21 protein-coding genes are annotated in these 22,184 nt (G+C 67.3%); 16 read left to right on the top strand and 5 right to left on the bottom strand.

All coding sequences use genetic code 11. From position 1 onward, the window contains the following. The 8 genes from ACSFBM_RS32065 to ACSFBM_RS32030 form a co-directional block, all read left to right on the top strand. Positions 1 to 169: NAD(P)(+) transhydrogenase (Re/Si-specific) subunit beta (locus ACSFBM_RS32065; RefSeq protein WP_435487755.1), on the top strand; the 169-nt coding region annotated here is incomplete at its 5' end. Positions 170 to 267: 98 nt separating this feature from the next. Next, the gene (locus ACSFBM_RS32060) at positions 268 to 1,947 is read left to right on the top strand and encodes a long-chain-fatty-acid--CoA ligase (RefSeq protein WP_435487998.1); all 1,680 of its coding nucleotides are present in this window, start codon (positions 268 to 270) and stop codon (positions 1,945 to 1,947) included. A 62-nt stretch (positions 1,948 to 2,009) separates the two neighbouring features. Next, entirely contained in the window at positions 2,010 to 3,014 is a 1,005-nt protein-coding gene (locus ACSFBM_RS32055) for an ABC transporter permease subunit (protein WP_435487997.1), read from the top strand. Between the two features lie 4 nt (positions 3,015 to 3,018). Then, positions 3,019 to 3,924, top strand: coding sequence for an ABC transporter permease subunit (locus ACSFBM_RS32050; RefSeq protein ID WP_435487996.1), 906 nt, complete (start codon positions 3,019 to 3,021; stop codon positions 3,922 to 3,924). A 118-nt stretch (positions 3,925 to 4,042) separates the two neighbouring features. Then, positions 4,043 to 5,080 carry an ABC transporter ATP-binding protein gene (locus tag ACSFBM_RS32045; protein ID WP_435487995.1) on the top strand — a complete coding sequence of 346 codons (1,038 nt, stop codon included), beginning with the start codon at positions 4,043 to 4,045 and terminating at the stop codon, positions 5,078 to 5,080. Beyond that, a complete protein-coding gene (locus ACSFBM_RS32040) occupies positions 5,077 to 6,096 on the top strand; it encodes a dipeptide ABC transporter ATP-binding protein (protein ID WP_435487994.1) in 1,020 nt (339 codons plus the stop codon). The genes ACSFBM_RS32045 and ACSFBM_RS32040 overlap by 4 nt, the downstream gene beginning before the upstream one ends. 46 nt (positions 6,097 to 6,142) lie before the next feature. Continuing rightward, positions 6,143 to 7,774 carry an ABC transporter substrate-binding protein gene (locus tag ACSFBM_RS32035; protein WP_435487993.1) on the top strand — a complete coding sequence of 544 codons (1,632 nt, stop codon included), beginning with the start codon at positions 6,143 to 6,145 and terminating at the stop codon, positions 7,772 to 7,774. 3 nt (positions 7,775 to 7,777) lie between these two features. Further along, positions 7,778 to 8,557, top strand: a complete 780-nt coding sequence (locus ACSFBM_RS32030) for a 5'-methylthioadenosine/adenosylhomocysteine nucleosidase (protein ID WP_435487992.1) — start codon at positions 7,778 to 7,780, stop codon at positions 8,555 to 8,557. Here ACSFBM_RS32030 and corA read toward each other — a convergent pair. Continuing rightward, the gene (gene corA, locus ACSFBM_RS32025) at positions 8,550 to 9,536 is read right to left on the bottom strand and encodes a magnesium/cobalt transporter CorA (protein ID WP_435438956.1); all 987 of its coding nucleotides are present in this window, start codon (positions 9,534 to 9,536) and stop codon (positions 8,550 to 8,552) included. The genes ACSFBM_RS32030 and corA overlap by 8 nt on opposite strands. A 228-nt stretch (positions 9,537 to 9,764) precedes the next feature. On the opposite strand from corA, the gene ACSFBM_RS32020 reads away from it, so the two are divergent. The 4 genes from ACSFBM_RS32020 to hprK all read left to right on the top strand — a co-directional run bounded on the left by ACSFBM_RS32020 (position 9,765) and on the right by hprK (position 14,266). After that, positions 9,765 to 11,906 carry an ATP-dependent helicase gene (locus ACSFBM_RS32020; protein ID WP_435487991.1) on the top strand — a complete coding sequence of 714 codons (2,142 nt, stop codon included), beginning with the start codon at positions 9,765 to 9,767 and terminating at the stop codon, positions 11,904 to 11,906. A 323-nt stretch (positions 11,907 to 12,229) separates the two neighbouring features. After that, on the top strand, positions 12,230 to 12,559 hold the full coding sequence (gene hpf / locus ACSFBM_RS32015; RefSeq protein WP_435438958.1) for a ribosome hibernation-promoting factor, HPF/YfiA family: 330 nt from the start codon (positions 12,230 to 12,232) through the stop codon (positions 12,557 to 12,559). Positions 12,560 to 12,749: 190 nt separating this feature from the next. Further along, a complete protein-coding gene (locus tag ACSFBM_RS32010; protein ID WP_124458504.1) occupies positions 12,750 to 13,217 on the top strand; it encodes a PTS sugar transporter subunit IIA in 468 nt (155 codons plus the stop codon). A 95-nt stretch (positions 13,218 to 13,312) separates the two neighbouring features. After that, positions 13,313 to 14,266 carry an HPr(Ser) kinase/phosphatase gene (hprK, locus tag ACSFBM_RS32005; protein ID WP_108141382.1) on the top strand — a complete coding sequence of 318 codons (954 nt, stop codon included), beginning with the start codon at positions 13,313 to 13,315 and terminating at the stop codon, positions 14,264 to 14,266. 7 nt (positions 14,267 to 14,273) lie between these two features. On the opposite strand, the gene fur is transcribed toward hprK, so the two are convergent. After that, positions 14,274 to 14,693 (bottom strand): ferric iron uptake transcriptional regulator, encoded by a 420-nt coding sequence (fur, locus tag ACSFBM_RS32000; RefSeq protein WP_435438959.1) that lies wholly within the window; start codon positions 14,691 to 14,693, stop codon positions 14,274 to 14,276. Positions 14,694 to 14,784: 91 nt separating this feature from the next. Here fur and ACSFBM_RS31995 point away from each other — a divergent pair, with 91 nt between their 5' ends. The 4 genes from ACSFBM_RS31995 (at position 14,785) to ACSFBM_RS31980 (ending at position 17,519) form a co-directional block, all read left to right on the top strand. Next, complete coding sequence (locus tag ACSFBM_RS31995) at positions 14,785 to 15,345, top strand: outer membrane protein assembly factor BamE (RefSeq protein ID WP_435487990.1); 561 nt, start codon at positions 14,785 to 14,787, stop codon at positions 15,343 to 15,345. Between the two features lie 100 nt (positions 15,346 to 15,445). Next, positions 15,446 to 16,288, top strand: a complete 843-nt coding sequence (gene dapB / locus ACSFBM_RS31990) for a 4-hydroxy-tetrahydrodipicolinate reductase (RefSeq protein WP_435438961.1) — start codon at positions 15,446 to 15,448, stop codon at positions 16,286 to 16,288. A 37-nt stretch (positions 16,289 to 16,325) separates the two neighbouring features. Next, positions 16,326 to 17,021, top strand: coding sequence for a MotA/TolQ/ExbB proton channel family protein (locus ACSFBM_RS31985; RefSeq protein ID WP_435487989.1), 696 nt, complete (start codon positions 16,326 to 16,328; stop codon positions 17,019 to 17,021). Positions 17,022 to 17,042: 21 nt separating this feature from the next. Next, positions 17,043 to 17,519, top strand: coding sequence for an ExbD/TolR family protein (locus tag ACSFBM_RS31980; protein WP_435487988.1), 477 nt, complete (start codon positions 17,043 to 17,045; stop codon positions 17,517 to 17,519). A gap of 24 nt (positions 17,520 to 17,543) precedes the next feature. On the opposite strand, the gene ACSFBM_RS31975 is transcribed toward ACSFBM_RS31980, so the two are convergent. From ACSFBM_RS31975 to glgA, 3 genes are all read right to left on the bottom strand, one after another. After that, the gene (locus ACSFBM_RS31975; RefSeq protein ID WP_435487987.1) at positions 17,544 to 17,966 is read right to left on the bottom strand and encodes a hypothetical protein; all 423 of its coding nucleotides are present in this window, start codon (positions 17,964 to 17,966) and stop codon (positions 17,544 to 17,546) included. A gap of 93 nt (positions 17,967 to 18,059) precedes the next feature. Beyond that, on the bottom strand, positions 18,060 to 20,543 hold the full coding sequence (locus tag ACSFBM_RS31970; RefSeq protein WP_435438964.1) for a glycogen/starch/alpha-glucan phosphorylase: 2,484 nt from the start codon (positions 20,541 to 20,543) through the stop codon (positions 18,060 to 18,062). A gap of 142 nt (positions 20,544 to 20,685) precedes the next feature. Continuing rightward, the gene (gene glgA, locus ACSFBM_RS31965; RefSeq protein WP_435487986.1) at positions 20,686 to 22,155 is read right to left on the bottom strand and encodes a glycogen synthase GlgA; all 1,470 of its coding nucleotides are present in this window, start codon (positions 22,153 to 22,155) and stop codon (positions 20,686 to 20,688) included. Positions 22,156 to 22,184: the final 29 nt, after the last annotated feature.

Raw genomic sequence — 22,184 nt, 5'->3', positions numbered from 1 at the left:
CATGCCCATCCTGGAGGCCTACAAGGCCAAGACCGTCATCGTCAACAAGCGCTCCATGGCCGCAGGTTATGCCGGCCTGGACAACGAACTCTTCTACATGGACAAGACCATGATGGTTTTTGGCGATGCTAAAAAAGTAGTGGAAGATATGGGCAAGGCCATCGAATAGGCCGAAGGTCCACGCCCGCCACGCGGGCGAGTCTTCGCGGCGCCACCTTGTGCGCCGTTTTCGTTTTCAACTGTCCGACTCCGGAGGAGACAACCCCAATGACCGACCGTCCCTGGCTCAGCAGCTACCCACAGGGTGTGCCCGCAGATATCGATGCCTCGCAGTACCCCTCGCTGGTCGCGCTCATGGAAGAGAGCTTCAAGAAGTACGCCGACCGCACGGCCTACAGCTTCATGGGCAAGGACATCAGCTACGCCGAGACGGACAAGCAGAGCAAGGCCTTCGCGGCCTACCTGCAGGGACTGGGTCTCGCCAAGGGCGACCGCGTCGCCGCGATGATGCCCAACTGCCCGCAGTACCCCATTGCGGTGGCGGCCATCCTGCGCGCGGGCCTGATCCTGGTCAACGTGAACCCGCTGTACACGCCGCGCGAACTCGAGCACCAGCTCAAGGACTCGGGCGCGAAGGCGATCGTCATCATGGAGAACTTCGGCACCACGCTGCAGCAATGCATTGCTGCCACGCCGATCAAGCACATCGTGCTGGCCTCGATGGGCGACCGCCTCGGCTTCCTGAAGGGCGCGATCGTCAACTACGTGGTGCGCAACGTGAAGAAGCTGGTGCCGCACTTCAGCCTGCCGGGCGCGGTGCGCTTCAACGACGCGCTCGACAAGGGCGCGAGTGCGTCGCCCAAGCCGGTGGCCATCGGTCCCGACGACGTGGCGGTGCTGCAGTACACCGGCGGCACCACGGGTGTGTCCAAGGGCGCCGTGCTGCTGCATCGCAACGTGATCGCGAACGTGCTGCAGTCCGAGGCGTGGAACGAGCCGGCCATGAACAAGGTGCCGGCCGGCGAGCAGCCCACCAGCGTGTGCGCGCTGCCGCTGTATCACATCTTCGCGTTCACGGTCGGCATGATGCTGAACATGCGCACGGGCGGCAAGCTGATCCTCATCCCGAATCCGCGCGACCTCGCGGGCGTGCTGAAGGAACTGTCGAAGCACACCATCCACAGCTTCCCTGCCGTCAACACGCTGTTCAACGGGCTGGCGAACCACCCCGACTTCAACACCGTCAACTGGAAGAATCTCAAGATCTCGGTGGGCGGCGGCATGGCGGTGCAGTCCGCGGTCGCCAAGCTGTGGCTCGAGAAGACAGGCTGCTCGATCTGCGAGGGCTACGGCCTGTCGGAGACCTCGCCCTCGACCACCTGCAACCCGACCAACAGCACGGCCTACACCGGCACCATCGGCCTGCCGCTGCCCAACACCTGGCTCAAGCTGCTCGACGACGAGGGCAACGAGGTGCCGGCCGGCGAGCGCGGCGAGATTGCCATCAAGGGCCCGCAGGTCATGGCCGGCTACTGGCAGCGCCCCGACGAGACGGCCAAGGTCATGACGCCCGACGGCTACTTCAAGAGCGGCGACATCGGCGTGGTCGACGAGCGCGGCTACTTCAAGGTGGTCGACCGCAAGAAGGACATGATCCTGGTGTCGGGCTTCAACGTGTACCCGAACGAGATCGAGGACGTGGTCGCACTGATTCCGGGCGTGCTCGAATGCGCCGCGGTCGGTGTGCCCGACGAGAAGACCGGCGAGGGCGTGAAGCTCGTCATCGTCAAGAAAGACCCCTCGCTCACCGAAGCGCAGGTGCGCGAATACTGCAGAGCAAACCTTACGGGTTACAAGCAGCCGCGAATTGTGGAGTTTCGTACCGACATGCCGAAGACGCCGGTCGGCAAGATCCTTCGCCGCGAGCTGCGCGACACCAAGAAGTAGCCTTGGGCTAAGGGTTCGGCCCGGGTAGGGCTGCGGCATCGATCTTGCATATTCGCGGGTCGATGCTTCGATTCCTCCTGACCCGTGTGAGCCTGCTGGTGCCGACCTTCATCGGCATGACGCTGCTCGCCTTCTTCCTCATCCGGTTGGTGCCGGGCGACCCCATCGAGACGATGGCCGGCGAGCGCGGCATCGACCCCGAGCGCCACGCCCAGTTGCGCGCGGCCTACGGCTTCGACAAGCCCGTGATCGTGCAGTACGGCATCTATATAGGCCGCGTGCTGCATGGCGACCTGGGCAAGTCGATCATCACGCAGGACACGGTGATGAGCGAGTTCCTCGCGCTGTTCCCGGCCACCATGGAACTCGCGGTGTGCGCCATTCTTTTCGCGTTGCTGCTGGGGCTGCCCGCGGGCATTCTTGCCGCGGTGCGGCGCAACTCCATCTTCGACCACGGCGTGATGGCGACGTCGCTCACCGGCTACTCGATGCCGATCTTCTGGTGGGGTCTGCTGCTGATCCTGTTCTTCTCGGTGCAGCTCGGATGGACGCCGGTGTCGGGCCGCATCGCGGTGCAGTACTTCATCGAGCCCCAGACCGGCTTCCTGCTGATCGATTCGCTGCGCGCCGGCGACACCGACGCCTTCTGGTCGGCGCTGCACCACCTCATTCTTCCGGCCATCGTTCTGGGCACCGTGCCGCTCGCGGTGATCGCACGCATGACGCGCTCGGCCATGCTCGAGGTGCTGGGCGAGGACTACATCCGCACCGCGCGCGCCAAGGGCCTGTCGCGCTTTCGCGTGGTGGGGCTGCATGCGCTGCGCAACGCGCTGATTCCGGTGGTCACCGTCATCGGGCTGCAGGTGGGCGTGCTGTTCACGGGCGCGATCCTCACCGAAACGATCTTCTCCTGGCCCGGTGTCGGCAAGTGGCTCATCGAAGCCATCGGCCGGCGCGACTACCCGGTGCTGCAGGGCGGCATGCTGCTGCTGGGCGGGCTCGTGATGCTCGTCAACCTGCTGGTCGACGTGGCCTATGGCGTCATCAACCCGCGCATCCGGCACTGACCTCATGGCAACGACACACGCAGTCTCCGCCGGCGCCAAGAGCGCCGCACCGCCCGGCCCCTGGCGCGAGTTCTGGACGGCGTTCTCCGCCAACCGCGGCGCGGTCATCGGGCTGGTCACCATCGCCGTGCTGCTGCTGGTCGCGCTGTTCGCGCCGTGGATCGCGCCGCACGCGCCCAACGAAACCAACAGCGCCGTCTTCCTGCTGCCGCCGGCATGGCAGCACGGCGGCTCCGTGAGCTACCTGCTGGGCACCGACGCCATCGGGCGCGACATTCTTTCGCGGCTGATGTACGGCGCACGGCTGTCGCTGTCGATCGGTGTGGCGGTGGTGGCGATCTCGGTGGTCGTGGGCGTGGTGCTCGGGCTGGTCGCGGGCTTTTTCCGCGGCGTGCTCGAGATCGCGATCATGCGGCTGATGGACATCGTGCTCACCATGCCGAGCCTGCTGATGGCCATCGTGATCGTGGCGATCCTCGGGCCGGGACTCATCAACGCAATGGTCGCCGTGGCCATCGTGGTGTTGCCCCACTACGTGCGCATCACGCGCGCAGCCGTCATCGCCGAGGTCTCGCGCGACTACGTGACCGCCGCACGCGTGAGCGGCGCCGGCACGCTGCGCCTGATGTTCCGCGAGGTGTTGCCCAACTGCGCCGCGCCGCTGATCGTGCAGGCTTCGCTCGGCATCTCGACCGCCATCCTCGACGCAGCGGCGCTGGGCTTCATCGGCCTCGGTGCGCAGCCACCGTCGCCCGAATGGGGAACCATGCTTGCCGATGCGCGCGAGTTCGTGCTGCGCGCATGGTGGGTCGTGACCTTTCCAGGCTTGGCGATTCTTGCCGCGGTGCTGGCGTTCAACCTGCTGGGCGACGGCCTGCGCGACGCGCTCGACCCGAAACTCAAACGATGACAAATCCCCACCGCCTGATTCCAGGGACACCGCGGAACCGGCTTCGCCGGGCCGCTGGTGTCGCCCCCTGCAAGGGGGTTGGCGCAGCGACACGAAGTGCGCGAAGACTGGGGGTGCGATGAGTCTTCTTGACATCAAGGATCTGCATGTTGAATTCCCCACGCAGGGCGCCGTGCTGCATGCGGTCGACGGCGTGAGCCTCACGCTCGATGAGGGCGAGGTGCTCGGCATCGTCGGCGAATCGGGCTCGGGCAAGAGCGTGACCATGATGGCGCTGATGGGCCTCGTCGGCTTTCCGGGCCGCGTGCGCGCGGACCACATGCGCTTCGCGGGCAAGGAGCTGCTCGGCATTTCCGACAAGGCGCGCCGCGCGCTGGTCGGCAAGGAGGTCGCGATGATCTTCCAGGAGCCGACCACCAGCCTGAACCCCTGCTTCACCATCGGCTTCCAGCTGATGGAGACGCTGCGGCTGCACCTGAAGCTCGACAAGCGAGAAGCGAAGAAGCGCGCGACCGAGCTGCTGGAGCAGGTGGGCATTCCGGCCGCCTCGTCGCGCCTGGGCAGCTACCCGCACCAGCTGTCGGGCGGCATGAACCAGCGCGTGATGATCGCCATGGCCATCGCCTGCAACCCGCGCCTGCTGATCGCCGACGAGCCGACCACCGCGCTCGACGTGACCATCCAGGCACAGATCCTCGACCTGCTGCGCGACCTGCAGAAGGAGCGCGGCATGGCGCTGGTCCTCATCACGCACAACATGGGCGTGGTGAGCGAAATGGCGCAGCGCATCGCCGTGATGTATGCGGGGCAGGTCGTGGAGCACCAGCGCGTCGACCGCCTCTTCGCGGCGCCGCAGCATCCGTACACCGAGGCCTTGCTTGCGGCATTGCCCGAGCGCGCCGCGCCCGAGGGGCGGCTCGCCACCATCAGCGGCGTGGTGCCCGGCGTGCACGACCGGCCCGCCGGCTGCCTGTTCGCGCCGCGCTGCGGCTACGTGACCGAGCGAGCCTGCCAGGTGCGCCCCGCACTGCGCGAATGGCATGACGCGGGGGCGCAGGCACAGGTGCGCTGTCACTTTCCGCTCGGTGAACCGGGGCGCATGGCGGCCATCGCGCAAGACCCGCCGACGCAGCAAGCGGTCGAGGTGCAGTCATGAGCGAAGCATCGAGCGACGTGGTCGTCGAGGCGACCCACCTCCAGCGCACCTATGACATCCGCCGCGGCGTGTTTCGCGCACCGGCGCACCTGCGCGCGGTAGGCGACATCTCGTTTCGCATCGAGCGCGGCCGCACGCTGGCCGTGGTCGGCGAGTCGGGCTGCGGCAAGTCGACGCTGGCGCGCATGGTCGCGCTGATCGAGACGCCCACGGCGGGCCGGCTCACGCTGGTCGGTGCCGATGCCGTGAATCCGCCGCCCGAACGCAGGCGCGAGCTGCGCCAGGCCGTGCAGCTGGTGTTCCAGAACCCGTACGGCTCGCTCAATCCGCGCAAGAAGATCTCGGCGGTGCTCGAAGACCCGCTGGCCATCAACACCACGCTGGGCAAGTCGGAGCGCGCCGCCAAGGCCCGCGACATGCTTGCGCGCGTGGGCCTGCGGCCCGAGCACGCCAACCGCTACCCGCACATGTTCTCGGGCGGCCAGCGCCAGCGCATTGCCATTGCGCGCGCGCTGATGCTGTCGCCGCGCCTGCTGGTGGCCGACGAGCCGGTGTCGGCGCTCGACGTGTCGATCCAGGCGCAGGTGCTGAACCTGCTGGCCGACCTGCAGGCCGAGCTGGGCCTGGCGTACCTCTTCATCTCGCACGACCTCGGCGTGGTGCGCCACATCGCGCACGACGTGCTCGTGATGTACCTGGGCCATGCGGTGGAGCAGGGCCCGAAGTCGCGCATCTTTGCGCGGCCGCTGCACCCGTACACGCAGGCGCTGCTGGCCTCGACGCCGGGGCTCAGCAGCCAGCGCATCGTGCTCAAGGGCGAGCTGCCGTCGCCGCTGAATCCGCCCGCAGGCTGCGTGTTCAACACGCGCTGCGCGCACGTGGCGCCGCGTTGCCGCGAAGAGCGGCCGTTGCCGCGCATGCTCGACGAGCGGATGGTGGCCTGCCACTTCTCGGAGAAGTTTCTCGATGGCGTACCGGTGGTGCGCGCCGATGTCCCGATGGCGGCGAGCCTCTAGCCGTCGCCTGTTCCCCGTTTTCTCAACCGTGTCTCAAGGAGTCCACATGACGACCCAGTCCACTGTTTCGCGCCGCTCACGAAGCCTGGCGCTCCTGGCGCCGACGGCGCTCGCGGCCCTGACCCTGGCCTGTGGCGCCGTGTCCGCCAAGACGCTGGTGTATTGCTCCGAGGGCAGCCCCGAGAACTTCTACCCCGGCATGAACACCACCGGCACCTCGTTCGACGTGACCACGCAGGTCTACAACACCATTGTCGAGTTCGAGCGCGGCGGCACCAAGGTCGTGCCGGGGCTGGCCGAGAAGTGGGACATTTCCGCCGACGGCACGCAGTACACCTTCCACCTGCGCAAGGGCGTGAAGTGGCACACCACCAGCAAGAGCTTCAAGCCCACGCGCGACTTCAACGCCGACGACTTCATCTTCATGCTCGAGCGCCAGTGGAAGGAGAGCGACCCCTTCTTCAAGGTCACGAGCCAGAACCACTCGTACTTCAACGACATGGGCATGCCCAAGCTGCTGAAGACGGTGGACCGCGTGGACGACTACACGGTGAAGATCGTGCTCAACCAGCCCGAGGCGCCGTTCCTCGCGAACCTGGCCATGCAGTACGCGGGCATCCAGTCGAAGGAATACGCCATCGCCATGCTGAAGGCCGGCACGCCCGAGAAGGTCGACCAGGACCCGATCGGCACCGGCCCGTTCTACCTGGTGCAGTACCAGAAGGACGCCATCATCCGCTTCAAGGCCTTCCCGCAGTACTGGGGCGGCAAGGCGAAGATCGACGACCTGGTGTTCGCGATCACGCCCGATGCCTCGGTGCGCTGGGCCAAGCTGCAGAAGGGTGAATGCCACGTCATGCCGTACCCCAACCCGGCCGACCTCGACGCGATTCGCAAGGACCCGAACGTGCAGGTGCTGGAGCAGCCCGGCCTGAACGTGGGCTACCTGTCGTTCAACACCACCAAGAAGCCCTTCGACGACGTGCGCGTGCGCAAGGCCGTGAGCATGGCGATCAACAAGAAGGCCATCATCGACGGCGTGTACCTGTCGACCGGCGTGGCCGCGAAGAACCCGATTCCGCCGAGCATGTGGTCCTACAACGACGCGGTGAAGGACGACCCGTACGACCCCGAGGCCGCGAAGAAGCTGCTGGCGCAGGCCGGCTTCCCCGACGGCTTCTCCACCGACCTGTGGGCCATGCCCGTGCAGCGCCCGTACAACCCGAACGCCAAGCGCATCGCCGAGCTGATGCAGGCCGACCTGGCCAAGATCAACGTGAAGGCCGAGATCAAGAGCTTCGAGTGGGGCGAGTACCGCAAGCGCCTGCAGGCCGGCGAGCACCAGATGGGCATGATGGGCTGGACCGGCGACAACGGCGACCCGGACAACTTCCTGTACACGCTGCTCGGCTGCGCCTCGGCCAAGTCGGCCAGCGGCAGCAACGTGTCTAAGTTCTGCTACCAGCCGTACGAAGACCTCGTGGTGAAGGCCAAGAGCACCACCAAGCAGGCCGATCGCGACGCGCTCTACAAGAAGGCGCAGGTCATCTTCAAGGAGCAGGCGCCGTGGTTCACCATCGCGCACGCGGTGCAGCTGAAGCCGGTGCGCAAGGAAGTGGTCGACTTCAAGCTGAGCCCCTTCGGACGCCATACGTTCTACGGCGTGGACATGAAGTAAGCCGTGGCTGCACCCGTCGCCATCGTTGCGGCCATGCATGAGGAGTTGGGCGCGCTGCTCGCGCAGATGCCCGACGAGCAGCGCGTGCGTGTCGCGGGGCGCGACTTCTGGGTCGGTCATCTGCACGGCCAGCCGGTCGTGGCGGTGCTGTCGCGCATCGGCAAGGTCGCGGCGGCGGTCACGGCCACTGTGCTGCTGGAGCGCTTCGGCGTGCGGGCCATCGTGTTCACGGGTGTCGCGGGCGGGCTGGCGCCGGGCGTGAACGTGGGCGACGTGGTGGTGGCGACCGAACTGCTGCAGCACGACATGGACGCCTCGCCGATCTTTCCGAAGCACGAGGTGCCGTTGATGGGCCTGTCGCGCTTTGCGGCGGACGCTGCAATCAGCGACGCACTGTCGGATGTCGTCGAGGGCGTGCTGCGCGACCCGGTGGCGTTGATCGGGCAGGCCGGCGTCGACGAGTTCGGCCTGTCGTCGCCGAAGGTGCACCGCGGCCTGCTGGTGAGCGGCGACCGCTTCGTGTCGACCACGGCCGAGAGCGCGGCGCTGCAGCGCGAGCTGCCCGACGCGCTGGCCGTCGAGATGGAAGGCGCGGCGGTGGCGCAGGTGTGCCACGACTACGGCGTGCCCTTCGCGGCGATGCGCACGATTTCCGACCGGGCCGACGACGCTGCGCATGGCGACTTCGCGCGCTTCGTCGCCGTGGTCGCGAGCCGCTACAGCCTGGCGCTGGTCGACGCGTGGCTGGCCACGCTGCCTTCTTCCGACAGCGCGGCTACTTGAGCCAGCCGCGCCGGCGGAAGTACCACATCGGCACCAGCGCGCTGGCGGCCATCAGCACGATGGCGTAGGGGTAGCCCATGGCCCAGTCGAGCTCGGGCATGAACTTGAAGTTCATGCCGTAGATGCTCGCGATCAGCGTGGGCGGCAGCAGCGCCACGCTGGCCACCGAGAAGATCTTGATGGTCTTGTTCTGGTTGATGTTGATGAAACCGACGGTCGCATCCATCAGGAAGTTGATCTTGTCGAACAGGAAGGCCGTGTGGTTGTCCAGCGACTCGATGTCGCGCAGGATCTGGCGCGCTTCCTCGAACTGTTCGGCGTTGAGCATCTTGCTGCGCATCATGAAGCTCACGGCGCGGCGCGTGTCCATCACGTTGCGGCGGATGCGCCCGTTCAAGTCTTCCTGCCGCGCAATGGCGCCGAGCACCTCGCCGGCCAGCTCGTCGCTGACGTTGCCCGAGAGCACCTTCTTGCCGGCGACCTCGAGCTCGTCGTAGATGTTCTCCAGCGTGTCGGCCGAATACTCGGCGTCGGCGTCGAAGAGCTTGAGCATCACTTCTTTCGCGTCTTCGATCAGCCCCGGCGCGCGGCGCGCGCGCATGCGCAGCAGGCGGAACACGGGCACGTCCTCGTCGTGGATCGAGAACAGCACGCCGCGGCTGCGCAGGTCGGTGTTGTGCTGGTTCAGGATGAAGGCCACGCGCACGGTGCGCGGGTCTTCGTCGTCGTCGATCAGGAAGTCGGAGCGGATGTGCAGCTCGCCGTTGTCTTCCTCGTAGAAGCGGGCCGATTCCTCGATGTCCTCGTCCATCGCATCTTCGGGAATCGACAGGCCGTAGTACTGCTTGATCCAGCGCTTCTCTTCGAGCGTGGGCGACTCGAGGTCGACCCAGATCGGATGGAACTTGGAGAGCTCTTCGAGCGACTCGATCTCTTCCTGGACGAGGCGGCCGTTGGCGAGCGTAAAGATGTTGAGCATGGGCTCACTCCCGGGTGTGACTGACTGAAACGTGGGGCGGGGGGAGGGGCGCTTTCAATTCCCGGGCCCGACGCGCGCGAAAAGCGGGTCAGTGAAAGGGAGTTGAAAGCTGCCGAGACGGGGCGGTTTCCATGGGAAGAATCTCTGGTTGCAGCGAGGCGCGATTATGTCACCGGCCATATGACGGTCGCCGGTCGGACTGGACGGGCATACAGTAAAGTCGGGCGCATGCAGACCGCTGCGCCCCTTGCTTTTCCCGCCGCGCCGAAGACCCAGGCCGAGCGCCTGGCCGCCGCACTGTCGACACTCAACGAGGCGCAGCGCGCGGCGGTCGAGCATGGCGTGGGCGCTGCCATCGGCGAGGTCGATACCCATGTCGCCGAACGCGACGAACGGCCGCTGCTCGTCATTGCCGGCGCCGGCTCGGGCAAGACCAGCACGCTGGCGCACCGCGTGGCGCACCTCATCGCCGGCGGCGTGGATCCGCAGCGCCTGCTGCTGCTGACCTTCTCGCGCCGGGCCGCGCAGGAAATGGAACGCCGCGCGGGGCAGGTGCTGGCCAGGGTGCTCGGCCTGAAGTCCGAAGCACCGCCCGTGCTCCCATGGGCCGGCACCTTCCACGGCATCGGCGCGCGGCTGCTGCGCGAATACGCCCCGCAGATCGGGCTGGACGAGAACTTCACCATCCACGACCGCGGCGATGCCGAAGACCTGATGGGGCTGGTGCGCCATGAACTCGGGCTGTCGTCCACCGTGAACCGCTTTCCGCGCAAGGGCACCTGCCTGTCGATCTATTCGCGCTGCGTGAACACGCGCGCGCCGCTGGCGCAGGTGCTCAAGGAGTCCTTTCCCTGGTGCGCCGAGTGGGAGGCCGAACTCAAGAAGCTGTTCGGCGCGTACGTCGAGGCCAAGCAGCAGCAGAACGTGCTCGACTACGACGACCTGCTGCTCTATTGGGCCGAAATGGCCGCCGAGCCCGCGCTGGCCGCGCAGATGGGCGCACGCTTCGACCATGTGCTGATCGACGAATACCAGGACACGAACCTGCTGCAGGCGTCGATCCTGCTGGGGCTCAAGCCCGACGGGCGCGGCGTGACGGTGGTGGGCGACGACGCGCAGTCGATCTATTCGTTCCGCGGCGCCACGGTGCGCAACATCCTCGACTTTCCCACGCAGTTCACGCAAGCCGCGCGCGTGGTCACGCTGGAGCGCAACTACCGCTCGACGCAGCCCATCCTCGACGTGTCGAACCGCGTGATCGCGCAGGCAGCCGAGCGCCACGCCAAGACGCTGTGGACCGACAAGCCCTCGGCCGGCAAGCCGATGCTGGTGCTGGTGGCCGACGAGGCAGGGCAGGCGCGCTGGGTGGCCGACAAGGTGCTGGCGCACCGCGAGGGCGGGCTGGCGCTGAAGTCGCAGGCGGTGCTGTTTCGCACCTCGTCGCACAGCGCGGGGCTCGAGCTGGAGCTGGCGCGGCGCAACATTCCGTTCGTGAAATTCGGCGGACTCAAGTTCCTGGAGGCCTCGCACGTGAAAGACCTGCTCGCGGTGCTGCGCTTTGCGCAGAACCCGCGCGGGCGCATGGCGGGCTTTCGCGTGACGCAGCTCATTCCGGGCATCGGGCCCGCCACGGGAGCGCGGCTGCTCGACGCCATGGACCAGGCGGCCGACCCGGCGGCGGCGGTGCGCGACTTCTTGCCGCCTTCCGCCGCGCGCGCGCAGTGGGCCGAGTTCGCCGACGCGTATGCCGCCCTGCGCGCGCCGTCGCTGCCCTGGCCGGCCGATGTGGAGGTGGCCATGAACTGGTACCTGCCGCACCTGGAACGGCTGTACGAGGACACCTCCGGCGTGCGGCGCGCCGACGTGGAGCAACTGGCGCGACTGGCCGCGGGGTACGGCTCGCGCGAACGCTTCCTCACCGAACTCACGCTCGATCCGCCCGAGGCCACCAGCGACCGCCCGGGCCCGCCGCTGCTCGACGAGGACTACCTGATCCTCTCGACCATCCATTCGGCCAAGGGGCAGGAATGGAATTCGGTGCACGTGCTCAACGTGGTCGACGGCTGCATGCCGGCCGACGTGGCGCAGGGCGCGCAAGAGCTGGAGGAAGAGCGCCGGCTGCTCTACGTGGCCATGACGCGGGCGCGCGACCACCTGCACCTGCTGGTGCCGCAGCGCTTCCACATCACGCAGCAGGCGGCGCGCGGCGACCGCCACCTGTACGCCAACCGCACGCGTTTCATCGCCGACGCCGACCTCGCAGGCTTCGAGCAGCAGACCTGGCCGCCCCCGCCGGAACGTCCGCCGGCGGTGCCGCCGCCGAGCGCGGTGATCGACCTGCGCAACCGGATGCGCGCGGCCTGGCGCTGAAGCGGCTGGCCCTGCCGACGGCAGGGTCACCGGGTTTTTCGCCCTGACACACATCTGCGCAAAAAGCCGGCGAGGCCTGCCCCGCGCGCGTGCATTGCTATGGATTGATGAGCATGTGAAAAGCTGCGCGAAAGGCGTGCGGCGCTGCGGGCAACCCTGGTATTGCAATCCCGTGACAGCTTGGGCATAGTGAATCGACCGCTCCAATTTCTGTCTCATTTCTCTTTCTTCCCCCCTTCTTTCCCACGCACACCAGTTCCCCCGGCCACGCTTCATTCCGGAGCGCGGTCATTTCCCCAACCGTCAATTCCAGGAGGTCATTCATGAATTTGACGATCAGCGGCCATCACCTCGACGTCACACCTGCCTTGCGGACCTATGTCACGAGCAAGCTGGACCGGATCACCCGGCATTTCGACCAGGTGGTCGATGTGAAGGTGATCCTCACGGTGGAAAAGCAGAAGGAAAAGGAACGCCGCCAAAGGGCGGAGTGCAACATCCACGTCAAGGGCAGCGACATGTTCGCCGAATCGAGCCATGCTGATCTCTACGCCGCGGTCGACGACCTGGTCGACAAGCTGGACCGCCAGGTGGTGCGCCACAAGGACCGCCTGCAGGATCACCATCACGCGGCGCCCAAGCGCCTGATGTAGATCGGGCGCCTCGCGCTCCACTCGCAGAGCCGCCTCCGGGCGGCTTTTTGTTTTCCGACTGTCACGCAAGGGCTTTGGCAGGCACCCCAGGCGCCAAGGGGCCTGCGGGCAACATGTAGATAAAAAGTAAATACAGGGACTGGGGGTTTTTACCAACCGGGTGCATAATCGCCCCCGCTCTGCACCCACCATGAATCGCCTCGCGTCCATCCTGCCGCCCGCCCAAGTGCTCGTGAGCGTTGACGCCACCAGCAAGAAACGTGCTTTCGAAGAAGCAGGTTTGCTGTTCGAAAGCCTTCACGGCCTGGGACGCGCCCTCATCACCGACAGCCTGTTTGCGCGCGAGCGCCTCGGCTCCACCGGCCTGGGCCACGGCGTTGCCATTCCGCATGGCCGAATCAAGGGCCTGAAGGCGCCGATGGCCGCCGTGTTCCAGCTGGCCAACCCCATTGGGTTCGACGCACCCGACGAACAACCCGTCGCGCTGCTGATCTTCCTGCTGGTGCCTGAAGCGGCCACGCAGAAGCACCTCGAAATCCTGTCTGAAATCGCCGAGCTGCTGAGCGACGCCAGCCTGCGCGAACAGATCAAGTCCAGCACCGACGCGGCCGTGCTGCACGGCCTCATTGCCGGCTGGCAATCCACGCAAGTCGCCTGAGCGCATGCGTCGGCACGCGCGGCTGCTGATAAGCTGCGCGGCTCTTTCCGTCACTCCAACGCAATGCTGGCGCCCGTGCGCCGGTGCCTGAACGCATGAAGCCGACCGTCATCAGCGCCGATGCCATGTTCGAGGAGTTCCGCGGGTCGCTCCGCTGGGAATGGCTCGCAGGGCTTGGCGCGTCAGAACGCCAGTTCGACCCCGAGGTCATCAGCCGCGCGCAATCGGCGGCAGACCTGGTCGGCTACCTCAACTACATCCACCCGTACCGCGTGCAGATCCTGGGCGCCCGCGAGGTGGCCTACCTGACGCGCGGCAGCCCCGAAGACTGCGCCCGTCGCATCGCGCGCATCGTCACGCTGGAGCCGCCGATGCTGGTGCTGGCCGACGGCCAGGCCGCGCCGGACGAACTGCTGTCGATCTGCGAGCGCGCCCAGTTGCCGCTCTTTGCCACGCGCGAGTCGTCGGCCTTCGTGATCGACCTGCTGCGCGCCTACCTGTCCAAGCACTTCGCCGAGCGCACCTCGATGCACGGCGTGTTCATGGACATCCTGGGCATGGGCGTGATGATCACGGGCGAGTCGGGCCTGGGCAAGAGCGAGCTCGGGCTGGAGCTGATCTCGCGCGGCAACGGCCTGGTGGCCGACGACGCGGTCGACCTGTACCGCATCAACCAGAACACCATCGAGGGGCGCTGCCCCGACCTGCTGCTCAACCTGCTGGAGGTGCGCGGCATCGGCCTGCTGGACATCCGCGCGATCTTCGGCGAGACGGCGGTGCGCCGCAAGATGCGGCTCAAGCTCATCGTGCACCTGGTGCGCCGCGACAGCTTCGAGCGCGACTACGAGCGCATGCCTTCGGCGCCGCTCACCCAGGACGTGCTGGGCATTCCGGTGCGCAAGGTGATCATCCAGGTGGTGGCGGGGCGCAACATCGCCGTGCTGGTGGAGGCGGCGGTGCGCAATTCGATCCTGCAGCTGCGCGGCATCGACACCTACGCCGATTTCGTGGCGCGCCACCACAAGGCGATGGAAACCGGGCAGGACTGACGCGGCTTCAGCGTTGCTTGACGCAGTCTCCGCAGAGGCCGTAGAGCGACATGGCGTGGTCCTGCAGGATCCAGCCCTTGTCCTTGGAGATCATCTGCTGGCGGCGTTCGATTTCGGCGTCGTAGAACTCCTCGACCTTGCCGCACGAGGTGCAGATCAGGTGGTCGTGGTGCGTGCCTTCGTTCAGTTCGTAGACGGCCTTGCCGCTCTCGAAGTGGCTGCGTTCGAGGATGCCGGCCTGCTCGAACTGCGTCAGCACGCGGTAGACCGTGGCCAGACCGATGTCGGAGCGTTCGTTGAGCAGCACGCGGAACACGTCTTCCGCCGTCATGTGCCGTTGGCTGCCGGTCTGGAAGATCTCGAGGATCTTCAGGCGTGGCAGTGTGGCCTTGAGGCCGGTGTTCTTGAGTTCGTCGATGTTGGCCATGTTGGTTCCTGCGCCCTGGGCTGCGGCAAAGGCCCCGGAAAAGGGGCAGCCGCTACAATGGCCGATCATATCGCTACCCCCTTTTCCTCCCATGCCTGCCATTCTCCAACGCCGTTCCTGGCTGCTGGTCGCCGCCGTGGCCGCCACGCTCTGCCTGGGTGCCTGCAGCGGTTTCAGCGATCGCACGCGCAGCGCGCTGTCCGCGGTCACGCCCTACAAGGTCGAAGTGGTGCAGGGCAATTTCGTGTCGAAGGAACAGGTCGCGGCGCTCAAGCCCGGCATGTCGCGCCAGCAGGTGCGTGAAATCCTCGGCACCTCGCTGCTGAGCGACGTTTTCCACACCAACCGCTGGGACTACGTGTTCACCATCCGCCGCCAGGGCGTCGACCCGCAGGAGCGCCACCTGACGGTGTTCTTCAACGGCGAACTGATGGACCGCTTCGAAGGCGACGAGATGCCGAGCGAAGAAGACTTCGTCGCCACGCTCGACACCCGCAAGAAATCCGGCAAGGTGCCCCCGCTCGAGGCGTCGGAAGATGACCTCAAGAAGTTCGCCCCTTCCAAGGACGAGAAAAAGGGCGATACCGCCGGTGCGCAGGCCTCGCTCCCGCCACTGCCGGCCGCCTATCCCCCGCTCGAAGCCGCGCGCTGAAACGCGCCAGCAGCCAGACAGACAGCCGTAGCGGGCGGCGCCCGCCGAGCCAGGCAGTGCCCGTCCCGTGTTCCCCGTGTTTTTGCATGACTGAATCCGCGTGACCGAATCCACTTCCGCCTCCTCCCCTTCCGCTTCCGGCGCGCGCCGCATCGCCATTGCCGGCGCATCGGGCCGCATGGGCCACATGCTGATCGAGGCCGTGCGCAATGCGCCCGACCTGCGCCTGGCCGGCGCACTCGACATCGCGGCCAGCCCGGCCCTGGGCACCGACGCCGGCGCCTTCCTGGGCTTCGACAGCGGCGTGTCCATCGTGTCCGACCTGCGTGCAGGCCTGAAGGATGCGCAGGTGCTCATCGACTTCACCCGCCCCGAAGGCACGCTGGCGCACCTCGCGGTGTGCCGTGAACTCGGTGTGCAGGCGGTCATCGGCACCACCGGCTTCAGCGACGAGCAGAAGGCCGAGATCGCCGAGATCGCGAAAGACATCGCGATCATGATGGCGCCCAACATGAGCGTGGGCGTCAACGTCACCTTCAAGCTGCTCGAAATGGCGGCCAAGGCCATGTCGAGCGGCTACGACATCGAGATCATCGAGGCGCACCACCGCCACAAGGTCGACGCGCCCTCGGGCACCGCGCTCAAGATGGGCGAGGTGATCGCCGACGCGCTGGGCCGCGACCTGAAGGAATGCGCCGTGTACGCCCGCGAAGGCATCACCGGCGAGCGCGACCCCTCGACCATCGGCTTCTCGGCCATCCGCGGCGGCGACATCGTGGGTGACCACACCGTGCTGTTCGCCGGCACGGGTGAACGCATCGAAATCACCCACAAGTCGTCGAGCCGCGTCACCTACGCCCAGGGCAGCCTGCGCGCGGTGCGCTTCCTGGCCGGGCAGCGCGCCGGCCTGTTCGACATGTACGACGTGCTCGGTCTTCGCTGAAGACATGCTGGGTCTTCGCTAAACAAAAGGACCGCCGATGAGCGTGCTCGAACTGCTGACCCATGGCGACGGCGTCAGCCGTTCGGTGGCCGCGCTGCTGCTTGCGATGTCGATCGCGAGCTGGGTCATCATTCTCTGGAAGGCCTGGCTGCTGCGCGGCGGTACGCGCGACGTGCTGCGCAGTATCGCGGCGTTCTGGCAGTCGTCCACGCTGGCCGACGCCGAACAGAAGCTCAAGGGCTTCGACAAGGCCATGCTCGTTTCGCCTGCGGTGTCTGCCATCAAGAGCGTGGCCACCAGCGCGCCCGATGGCACGCTGGGCGCCACGGTCGATCGCAACCAGCGGCTCACGCGCGTCCTGCGCGACGCCCTGCATGGCGCCCTGCGCCGGCTGCAGGCAGGCCAGATCCTGCTTGCCACCGTCGGCGCCACGGCGCCCTTCGTCGGGCTGCTGGGCACGGTGTGGGGCATCTACGGTGCGCTGTCGGGCATTGCGGGCCAGACCGGCGGCTTCACCATCGACAAGGTGGCCGGCCCCGTCGGCGAGGCGCTGGTCATGACGGCCTTCGGCCTGGCCGTGGCCATTCCCGCCGTGCTGGCGTACAACGTGTTCGGCCGCGTCATCGGCCGCATCGAAGCGGAGCTCGAAGGCTTCGCGCACGACCTGCTGGGCAGCTTCGGCACCCCGCCGGCACCGGCCGCGCCGCCGCCCGCGCGGCCGATGCCGGTCTAGGCAGGCAGGGCACGCCGCACCATGGCCTTCGGACGCACATCACTGGGCAGCAGCGCCGGCGGCGGCGGGCGTGCCATGGGCGCGGGCGCGCAGCGCCCGCTGTCCGACATCAACGTGACGCCGCTGGTCGACGTGATGCTGGTGCTGCTCGTGATCTTCATCATCACCGCGCCGCTGATGGCCAGTTCGATCAAGCTCGACCTGCCGCAGACCGACGCGGGCCAGCCCAACGACGCGCCCAAGTTCGTGAGCCTGGCGGTCGATGCCGCGGGCAAGGTCTTCTTCAACGACCAGCCCGTGACCGACGAAGAACTGGCCACCCGCCTCGAGAAGGCCGCGGCCGACAGCAAGGACACCGAGGTGCAGCTGCGCGCCGACCAGACCGTGCCCTACGGCAAGGTGGTGGCGCTGATGGGCATCGCGAACAAGGCGGGGCTGAGCCGCATCGGCTTCGTGACCGACGCGCCGCCGCCCGCCACCGATTCCGTCAAGCGCTGAGCGCCGCCGGCCTGCCCTGAAGCCTCAGGGCTTGACCTCGATCATTGCCGTGTCGTGCGCCACGCCGTTCGTGAACTGCACGTCGTAGTCGAACTGGTCGATCCCGCTGAACCCCGGCTCCGGCACGAACCAGATGCCCAGGCCCGACAGCGAGCGGCCGCTGCAATCGGTCGCACCGAACCGGGAGGGGCCGATGGCCACGGTGTCCGGCCGCACGGCGGTGGTGCCGTGCGCGGGCGGTGTCCGCAGGGTGATGCGCGGATCGGGGCCCTGGGCGCAATCCGAGCGGTGCTGCACGTAGGTGAAGATGCGCACCTCCTGCCCCGCATGGGTGTTGCGCCGCCAGGTGCGCTCCTGCGGCGTGTTCTTCTGCGCATGGACGGCGGGGCCCAGCGCGAAGGCGGTGAGCAGTGCCATGGTGAAAGTCATCATCGCAAAGCGTGTCATGGGAAATCCCTCTCAGGGCGTTGGCGGCCCCACGCAATGTCAAAGTCTGTTCAGCAGGCCGCCACCGCGGCAGGCCCCGTGTCGCAGCTCAGCTCAGCCCAGCACCACCGGCTTGGTGTGCCAGATCTCATGCGCGTACTGCGCGATCGTGCGGTCCGACGAGAACGCGCCCATTCCCGCCACATTCAGGATCGCCTTGCGCGTCCACGCGTCCGAGTCGCGGTACAGCGCGTCCACCTCGCCCTGCTTGGCCACATAGCTCACGTAGTCGGCCAGCAGCAGGTAGTGGTCGCCCCAGTTCACCAGCGCGTCGTAGATGCCCTGGTAGCGCGCCGGCTCGCCCGCCGAGAACGCGCCGTCGCGAATGTCGTCGAGCACGCGCTTGAGCTCGGCGTTCTGCTCGTAGATGTCGCGCGGCTGGTAGCCGTGCGCGCGGATGTCCGCCACCTCCGGCGTCGTGTTGCCGAAGATGAAGATGTTCTCCGGCCCCACGTTCTCGCGCATTTCCACGTTGGCGCCGTCCAGCGTGCCGATGGTCAGCGCGCCATTCAGCGCGAACTTCATGTTGCCGGTGCCCGAGGCTTCGGTGCCCGCGGTGGAAATCTGCTCCGACAGGTCGGCCGCCGGCATGATGATCTCGGCCAGGCTCACGCTGTAGTTCGGCAGGAACACCACCTTCAGCAGCTTGCCCACGCGCGCGTCGGCGTTGATGGTGCTCGCCACGTCGTTGATGAGCCGGATGACCAGCTTGGCCATCACGTACGCCGACGCCGCCTTGCCCGCGAACACCACCACGCGCGGCACGATGTCGATGGGCGCGCCCGTGGCGTGCGCGTCCAGGATGCGGTGGTAGCGCGCCACCACGTGCAGCACGTTGAGCAGTTGCCGCTTGTACTCGTGGATGCGCTTGACCTGCACGTCGAACATCGCGTCGGTGTCGATGTCGATCTTCAGGTGCTGCTCGACCCAGTTGGCCAGGCGCAGCTTGTTCTCGCGCTTGGCGTGGCGAAAGGCGCGCACGAAGGCCGGTTGCTCGGCCATCGGCCTGAGCGCCTCGAGCTGCGACAGGTCGCGCCGCCAGCCCTTGCCGATGCGCTGGTCGAGCAGCGCCGCCAGCGGCGGGTTGGCCTGCGCCAGCCAGCGGCGCGGCGTGACGCCGTTGGTCTTGTTGTTGAAGCGCTCCGGAAAGATCCTGTCGAAGTCGGCAAAGATCGACTGCTTCATGAGCTCCGAGTGCAAGCCCGACACGCCGTTGATCGAGTGGCTCGCCAGCACCGCCACGTAGGCCATGCGCACGCGCCGTTCGCCGGCCTCGTCGACCAGCGACAGCCTGCGCAGCAGCTCGACGTCGTTGCCCGCCTTCTGCGTCACCGTGGCGAGGAACTTCGCATTCATGTCGTAGATGATCTGCAGGTGCCGCGGCAGGATGCGCCCGAGCATCTCCACCGGCCAGGTTTCCAGCGCCTCGTGCATCAGCGTGTGGTTGGTGTAGCTGAACACCTTCTGCGTGTGGGCCCACGCGGTGTCCCAGTCGAGGCCGTGCTCGTCGAGCAGCAGGCGCATCAGCTCGGGCACCGCGAGCACCGGGTGCGTGTCGTTCAGGTGGATGCTGACCTTCTCGGACAACTGGTCGAAGGTCTTGTGGCTGCGCAGGTAGCGGCGCAGCAGGTCCTGCACGCTCGCGCTGCAGAAGAAGTACTCCTGGTGCAGCCGCAGCTCGCGGCCCGAGGGCGTGGAGTCGTCGGGGTAGAGCACGCGCGACACGTTTTCCGACTGGTTCTTGCTTTCGACCGCGCCCATGTAGTTGCCGCGGTTGAAGGCCGAGAGGTCGATTTCCTCGGTGGCGCGCGCCGACCACAGCCGCAGCGTGTTGGTGGCTTGCGTGCCGTAGCCCGGAATGATGGTGTCGTAGGCCACGGCGCGCACGTCGTGGGTGTCGACCCAGTCGGCCGCGCCGTAGGGGGCGTTGGTGCCTTCCCGCCTTTGCACGCGGCCGCCGAAGCGCACGCGGTAGTTCACCTCGGGCCGCTGGAACTCCCAGGGGTTGCCGCGCGTGAGCCAGTAGTCGGGTGTCTCGACCTGCTGGCCGCCGACGATCTGCTGGCGGAACATGCCGTATTCATAGCGGATGCCGTAGCCCATGCCGGGCACGCCGAGCGTGGCCATCGAGTCGAGGAAGCAGGCCGCGAGCCGGCCGAGGCCGCCGTTGCCCAAAGCCGCATCGGGCTCGCGCTCGGCCAGCGCGTCCATGTCGACGCCGAAGTCGGCCAGCGCCTCGCGCACGGTGTCGAACAGGTCCACGGCCAGCAGCGCGTTGGTGAAGGTGCGCCCGATGAGGAACTCCATCGAGAGGTAGTACACGCGCTTGAGGTCCTGCGCGTAGTTGGCGCGCGTGGTCATCATCCAGCGCTCGACCAGTTGGTCGCGCACCGCCTGCGAGGTGGCGTTGAGCCAGTCGTCCTGGCTGGCGGCGACGGGGTCCTTGCCGACCGCATAGATCAGCTTGTTGGCCACCGCGCGCTTGAAGGCCGCCACGTCGCGGTCGGGGTGGTCGTAGGCGAAGTCTTTGATCGTCATGGTGGGCGCTCTGGTGTGAGTGATCAGGTTTGAAGTCGAGGGGTCTTTGCGAGAACACCGCGGAACCGGCTTTGCCGGGCCGCAGGTGTTGCCCCCCGCAAGGGGGTTGGCGCAGCGACACGAGGTGTGCGAAGACCGGGGGTCATTCCACACTCTGCCGGTAAACGCCGATGTACTGCGCGGCCGCGCTTGCCCAGTCGGCAGGCCGCCGCATGGCATGGCCGCGCACGCGGCGCCAGTCGGGCGCGCGTTGGTAAAGGGCGAAGGCGCGCCGCACGGCGCGTTCGTAGTCGGCCACCTCGAAGCGGTCGAACACGAAGCCGGTGGCCTCGCCGCTGGCCATGTCTTCGAGCGAGCTGTCGACCACCGTGTCGGCCAGCCCGCCGACACGGCGCACCAGCGGCAGGCTGCCGTACTTCAGGCCGTACATCTGCGTGAGGCCGCAGGGCTCGAACAGCGAGGGCACCAGCGTCACGTCGCCGGCACCGAAGAGCTGGTGCGCCAGCGCCTCGTCGTAGCCGATGGTCACGCTGACCGACTGCGGCGCCGCGGCCGCACGCTGGCGGAAGGCTTCCTCGAGCCAGGCCTCGCCGGCACCCAGCAATGCGAGCTGGCCGCCCTGCGCGAGCAACGCGTCGAGCCCGCCCAGCACCAGGTGCAGGCCCTTCTGCTCGGTGAGCCGGCTCACAAGAATGAAAAGCGGCGCATCCGGCCGGTCGGCCAGCCCCAGCTGGTGCTGCAGCACCGACTTGCAGCGCGCCTTGCCCGCCATGTGGCGGCCTTCGGGCGTGTGGAAGCCCTGCACCAGCGCGGCGTCGCTTGCCGGGTTCCAGACCTTGTCGTCGACCGCGTTCAGGATGCCGCCGAGCACGTCGCTGCGCTGGCGCAGCAGGCCGTCCAGGCCGCAGCCCTGCTCGGGCGTCTGGATTTCCTGCGCGTAGGTCGGGCTCACCGTGGTGAGCCGGTCGGCGTAGCACAGGCCGGCCTTCATGAACGACACCTGGCCGTGGTACTCGAGCCCGTTCATCTGGAACGCCGTGGCGGGCAGGCCCAGGTCGGCGAAGTTCCACGGCGCGAAGATGCCCTGGTAGGCCAGGTTGTGCACGGTGAACACGCTGCCCACGCGGGGGCCGCCGGCCTGCCGCGCGAAGTGCAGATAGGCCGGCGCGAGCGCCGCATGCCAGTCGTGCGCGTGCACCACCTCGGGCTGCCACAGCGGGTCGAGTCCCTGCGCCAGTTGCGCCGCGGCCCAGCCGAGCAGCGCGAAGCGGCGGTGGTTGTCGCCGTAGGGTTGGCGCGACGCATCTTCGTAGGGGTTGCCGGGCCGGTCGTAGAGCGCCGGCGCGTCGATCACGTAGGCCGGAATGGCCGGCGCGCCGTCGGTGGCGATGTGCCCGAATCGCAGCGCGAAGCGTTCGCCCCAGGGCGCGTTGAATTCGGCCACCGGCGCCAGGTCGCGCACGCCCGCCACGATGGCCGGAAACCCCGGCAGCAGCACGCGCGCGTCCTCGCCTTCGGCCATGAGCGCGAGCGGCAGCGCTCCGGCGATGTCCGCCAGGCCGCCGGTCTTGAGGAGAGGGAAGAGTTCGGCGCTGACCTGGAGGATTCGCATCGTGAAAAAAGCGTGGGCGTGGGCGTGGG

This window comes from Variovorax pasteuri (genome assembly GCF_051216435.1).
Lineage (GTDB): Bacteria > Pseudomonadota > Gammaproteobacteria > Burkholderiales > Burkholderiaceae_C > Variovorax.
This window is presented reverse-complemented; position numbering and strand designations above follow the sequence as displayed.

What these genes read in the sequence shown, in the direction of transcription:
- ACSFBM_RS31970 (WP_435438964.1), bottom strand. Translation starts at nt 20,543, where the DNA reads ATGACGATCAAAGACTTCGCCTACGACCACCCCGACCGCGACGTGGCG.
- ACSFBM_RS32040 (WP_435487994.1), top strand. Translation starts at nt 5,077, where the DNA reads ATGAGCGAAGCATCGAGCGACGTGGTCGTCGAGGCGACCCACCTCCAG.
- ACSFBM_RS32020 (WP_435487991.1), top strand. Translation starts at nt 9,765, where the DNA reads ATGCAGACCGCTGCGCCCCTTGCTTTTCCCGCCGCGCCGAAGACCCAG.
- ACSFBM_RS31980 (WP_435487988.1), top strand. Translation starts at nt 17,043, where the DNA reads ATGGCCTTCGGACGCACATCACTGGGCAGCAGCGCCGGCGGCGGCGGG.
- hprK (WP_108141382.1), top strand. Translation starts at nt 13,313, where the DNA reads ATGAAGCCGACCGTCATCAGCGCCGATGCCATGTTCGAGGAGTTCCGC.
- corA (WP_435438956.1), bottom strand. Translation starts at nt 9,536, where the DNA reads ATGCTCAACATCTTTACGCTCGCCAACGGCCGCCTCGTCCAGGAAGAG.
- ACSFBM_RS32055 (WP_435487997.1), top strand. Translation starts at nt 2,010, where the DNA reads ATGCTTCGATTCCTCCTGACCCGTGTGAGCCTGCTGGTGCCGACCTTC.
- ACSFBM_RS31985 (WP_435487989.1), top strand. Translation starts at nt 16,326, where the DNA reads ATGAGCGTGCTCGAACTGCTGACCCATGGCGACGGCGTCAGCCGTTCG.
- ACSFBM_RS32060 (WP_435487998.1), top strand. Translation starts at nt 268, where the DNA reads ATGACCGACCGTCCCTGGCTCAGCAGCTACCCACAGGGTGTGCCCGCA.
- ACSFBM_RS32010 (WP_124458504.1), top strand. Translation starts at nt 12,750, where the DNA reads ATGAATCGCCTCGCGTCCATCCTGCCGCCCGCCCAAGTGCTCGTGAGC.
- hpf (WP_435438958.1), top strand. Translation starts at nt 12,230, where the DNA reads ATGAATTTGACGATCAGCGGCCATCACCTCGACGTCACACCTGCCTTG.
- fur (WP_435438959.1), bottom strand. Translation starts at nt 14,693, where the DNA reads ATGGCCAACATCGACGAACTCAAGAACACCGGCCTCAAGGCCACACTG.
- ACSFBM_RS32035 (WP_435487993.1), top strand. Translation starts at nt 6,143, where the DNA reads ATGACGACCCAGTCCACTGTTTCGCGCCGCTCACGAAGCCTGGCGCTC.
- ACSFBM_RS31995 (WP_435487990.1), top strand. Translation starts at nt 14,785, where the DNA reads ATGCCTGCCATTCTCCAACGCCGTTCCTGGCTGCTGGTCGCCGCCGTG.
- glgA (WP_435487986.1), bottom strand. Translation starts at nt 22,155, where the DNA reads ATGCGAATCCTCCAGGTCAGCGCCGAACTCTTCCCTCTCCTCAAGACC.
- ACSFBM_RS32050 (WP_435487996.1), top strand. Translation starts at nt 3,019, where the DNA reads ATGGCAACGACACACGCAGTCTCCGCCGGCGCCAAGAGCGCCGCACCG.
- ACSFBM_RS32045 (WP_435487995.1), top strand. Translation starts at nt 4,043, where the DNA reads ATGAGTCTTCTTGACATCAAGGATCTGCATGTTGAATTCCCCACGCAG.
- ACSFBM_RS31975 (WP_435487987.1), bottom strand. Translation starts at nt 17,966, where the DNA reads ATGACACGCTTTGCGATGATGACTTTCACCATGGCACTGCTCACCGCC.